This is a genomic window from Streptomyces sp. NPDC028305, assembly GCF_055569495.1.
Map to the genome: position 1 here is coordinate 1 of NZ_JBVHTN010000021.1, position 4,511 is coordinate 4,511.

1 protein-coding gene is annotated in these 4,511 nt (G+C 71.4%); it reads right to left on the reverse strand.

Translation table 11 applies throughout. The annotated features are described in order from the left end of the window. Positions 1 to 4,511, reverse strand: a 4,511-nt coding sequence (locus ACZ4WQ_RS46835) for a type I polyketide synthase (RefSeq protein ID WP_468022901.1), incomplete at both ends; no start/stop codon positions are given.

The window sequence follows — 4,511 nt, forward strand, 5'->3', positions numbered from 1 at the left end:
GTTGATGGACTGGGCGAAGACGGGTGAGGTTTCCAGCAGGCGCAGTCCCATCCCGGCCCACTGACCACCCTGACCCGGAAACACAAACACCACCCCGCCATGGTCACCGGGCCGCTTGGCAGTACCGGTAACGACCGTGGTGTGGGGTTGGTCGGTCGCCAGGGCGTCGAGGCCGCGCAGGAAGTCGCTGCGGTCCTGGCCCAGCACGACCGCCCGATGTTCGAAAGAGGTCCGGCCTACCGCGAGGGTGTGGCCGACGTCGGCCAGGTTCGCCTCCGGGGTGTTGGCCAGGAACGTGCGCAATTGCCCGGCCTGGGCGCGTAGCGCCTGCGGACTCTTCGCGGAGATGGCCCAAGGCAGTGGGCCTGAGACGGTGCCGGACCCTGCCGGCTCTCGGGCTTCCACGGCGGGTGGTGCCTGTTCCAGGATGACGTGGGAGTTGGTACCGCTGACCCCGAACGAGGAGACGCCTGCCCGACGCGCCCGACCGTGCTCCGGCCAGGGCACCGACTCCGTCAGCAGCCGCACCGCGCCGCCCGTCCAGTCCACATGCGGTGAGGGCTCCTCGGCGTGCAGGGTCTGTGGGAGCAGCCCGTGCCGCATGGCCATCACCATCTTGATGATGCCGCCCACCCCCGCGGCGGCCTGGGTGTGTCCGACGTTGGACTTGATCGATCCCAGCCACAACGGCCGGTCACCCGACCGGCCCTGCCCGTACGTCGCCAGCAGCGCCTGGGCCTCGATCGGGTCGCCGAGTGTCGTTCCCGTGCCGTGTCCCTCGACCGCGTCGACGTCCGCCGCGGCCACCCCCGCGTTCGCCCACGCCTGGCGGATCACCCGCTCTTGCGAGGGGCCGTTCGGCGCGGTCAGTCCGTTGCTCGCCCCGTCCTGGTTGACCGCACTCCCCCGTACCACCGCCAGGATCGGATGACCATTGCGCCGCGCGTCCGAGAGCCGCTCCACCAGGAGCATTCCCGCGCCCTCCGCCCAGCCTGTGCCATCCGCTCCGGCTCCGAACGACTTGCAGCGCCCGTCCGGGGACAGCCCACGCTGTCGCGAGAACTCGACGAAGGTGGTGGGGGTGGACATGACGGTGACCCCGCCGGCCAGCGCCATGGAGCACTCCCCGGACCGCAGCGCCTGGCAGGCCAGGTGCAGCGCGACGAGGGACGACGAACACGCCGTGTCCACGGTGACCGCGGGCCCCTCCAGGCCGAAGGTGTAGGCGACGCGTCCCGAGGCGACGCTGCCCGCATTTCCATTGCCGATGTAGCCCTCGTAGCCCTCCGGGATTTCGCGCAGGCGGGTGCCGTAGTCGTGGTACATCACCCCCGCGAACACCCCGGTCGAACTCCCCCGCACCGACGTCGGATCGATCCCCGCCCGTTCCAGCGCCTCCCAGGAGATCTCCAGCAGCAACCGCTGCTGCGGATCCATCGCCACCGCCTCACGCGGGCCGATCCCGAAGAACGCCGGATCGAACTCACCTGCGTCGTACAGGAACCCACCCCGCCTGGTGTACGAGGTGCCGTGCCGCTCCGGGTCGGGGTCGTAGAGCCGCTCCACATCCCAGCCCCGGTCCGCGGGGAAGTCGTCCACCGCGTCCACACCGGAGGCGACGAGACCCCACAGGGCCTCGGCCGACCGCACATCCCCCGGAAACCGGCAGGCCATGCCGATGATGGCCACCGGCTCACTTGCTGCGCCGCCGACGGACGGGGCGGGTGGGGTGGTCGTGGCCGCCGGCGCACCACCGACCAACTCCTCGCTCAGGAAGCGGGCGAGCGCGTCGGGGCGCGGCCGGTCGAAGATCAAACCGGCCGGGAGGCGCAGCCCGGTAGCCTGCTGTAGCCGATTGCGCAGTTCCACCGCGGCGAGGGAGTCGAACCCCAGATCGCGGAACGCCGAGTCGGACGGGACCGCATCGGCCGTGCGGTGCCCCAGCACCGCCGCCGCCTGGGAGCGCACCAGCCGCAACACCACCCTTAGCCGCTCCTCCGTCCCGAGTCCGGTCAGCCGCCGCCGCAGGGACCCCGGGGCACCGGGCGAGGTGCCGCGGGTGCCCGGACGGGCCGCGGTGGCCGCCAAGCCTCGCAGGAGCGGCGGGGCGGACCCGGAGGCCTGAAGCTCCGCCATGCTGAGTGCGGCGGGCACCACGAGGTGACGGTCGCAGCTCAGGGCCTTGTCGAAGAGTTCCAGGCCGTCGCCGGTGGCCAGCGGCCGCAGGCCCGCGCGGAGGAGCCGAGACTGGTCCGTGGCATCCAGTTGTCCGGTCATGCCCCCGGCGTGCTCCCACACCCCCCAGGCCAAGGACACCGCCGGCAGCCGAGCGGCGCGCCGCTGACACGCCAGCGCGTCCAGGGCGGCGTTGGCGGCGGCGTAATTGGCCTGACCCGCCGAGCCCATCACCCCGGCCAGCGAGGAGAAGAGCACGAACGCGGACAGCGGAAGGTCACGCGTGAGCTGGTGAAGGTTGAGCGCGGAATCGACCTTGGCCCGCAGCACCCGGGCCATGGCATCCGAGGTGAGGGATGTGATCACCCCGTCGTCCAGTACGCCCGCCGCATGCACCACGGCGGCCAGCGGGTGGTCGACGGAGATCTTCGCCAGTGTGTTCGCGAGCTGTTTCCGGTCGGCGGCGTCGCACGCGACGATGGTCACGCTCGCCCCGAGCTCGACGAGTTCGGCCTCCAGCCGCCCGGCCCCCGGGGCGTCCAGGCCACGTCGGCTGATGAGCAGCAACTGCCGTACGCCATGGGTGACCACCAGGTGGCGGGCGAGCATCGCGCCGAGACTGCCGGTGCCGCCGGTGATGAGTACGGTGCCGTCGGAACCCCAAGGACGCTCAGCCGTGGGGTTGGTGTCGGCCGCCGCGGTGGCGGTCGGTTCGGCCAGCCGGCTGAGCCGGGGCGCGCGCAGGACTCGATCGCGTACGGCCACTTCCGGTTCCCCGGAGGCCAGAGCCATCGACAGCGTCCGACGGTGGTCTTCCGGGTCGGCCACGCTGTCATCCAGGTCGAGCAGGACGAATCGGTCGGGGTGCTCCGACTGGGCGGAGCGGATCAGGCCCCGTACAGCCGCTCCCGCCAGGTCCTTCACACCTTCGTCCGGCGCCGTGGCCATCGCGCCGCGCGTGAGCACCACCAGGCGGGTGTCGGCGAACCGGCCGTCCCCCAACCACTGCTGCACAAGCGCCAGCATGTGATGCGTGGCGCGCCGCACCGCCTCGCTCGACTCCTCTTCGCTCCCCGCTGGGGACCAGGTCACTACGGTCCGGGGCATGGGCGTGTCGTCGGCGATCGCCGCGCACAGCGCGGCCAGATCGGCGTATGTCACCTCCCCCGGCGGCCGGGGGAAGTCCTCGACCTGAGGCGGCGTCGGCTCGGTCCCGATCACCACCCACGGGGCGGTCTCCTCGGCCACCACGGACTCGGGGACGGGTTCCCATCGCACCTCGAAGAGCGAGCCGTGGTGGGTAGCCGAGGCAGCGGTCCGAAGCTCGGCCCCGGACACCGGCCGAAGTGCCAGCGCGCGAATCGACGCCACGGGCTCGCCCGTCTCGTCGGACACATCGACCGCCACTGCCCCCGGGTCGGTACCGGCCGGCCTCAGCCGGACGCGAAGGGCCGTCGCCGCCGGTGCGTGCAGAGTGACTCCGCTCCAGGTGAACGGCAGCCCGCTGTCCTGTTGTCCCTGAAGCGAGGGCAACAGGGGGATCGTGTGCAGCGCGGAGTCCAGCAGGGCGGGGTGCAGACCGAACCGAGCCGCTGCCGTATCGCCCGGCGCGTCTTCGGCCACACGTGCGGTCGCGAAGATCTCCTCGCCCCGTTGCCAGACAGCGCTCAGGCACCGGAAGGCCGCTCCGTAATGGAAACCCGCCTCGGTCAGCCGCTCGTACAGTCCCTCCAGGTCCACGGCGACCACACCCGGCGGCGGCCACGCGTCCGCGAGCAGCTCATCGTCCACGGACTCGTCCGAGTCTCCCTCAGGCTTCTCGGCAAGATATCCGGCGGCATGGCGCGTCCATGCCTCCCCTGCCGAATCGGCGATGAGACCGCCGTCGTCCATTCGCGAGTAGATATGCACCGCCCGGCTTCCAGCCTCGTTCGCGGCGGCCACGGTTACCTGAAGCGCCACTCCAGAGCTCTCCGGCACAACAAGCGGTGTGTGCAGCGTCAGCTCGTCGACCCGATGGCACTCGACGTGGGCACCGGCCTGGAGGGCGAGTTCGAGCAAGGCCGTTCCGGGGAGCAGCACCGCGCCGCCGACGGCGTGGTCGGCCAGCCAGGGATGGGTACGGAGGGAGATCCGGCCGGTGAACAGCAGCCCCTGGCCATCGGCAAGCCCCACCGCCGCGCCCAACAGGGGATGCCGCGCCGGCTCCAGGCCTGCCGCCGACATATCGCCTGCGGTAGTGGTGGTGTTGAGCCAGTAGTGGTGGTGTTGGAAGGGGTAGGTGGGGAGGTTGGTGTGGTGGTGGGTGTGGTGTTGTTGGTGCCAGGTGGTGGGGT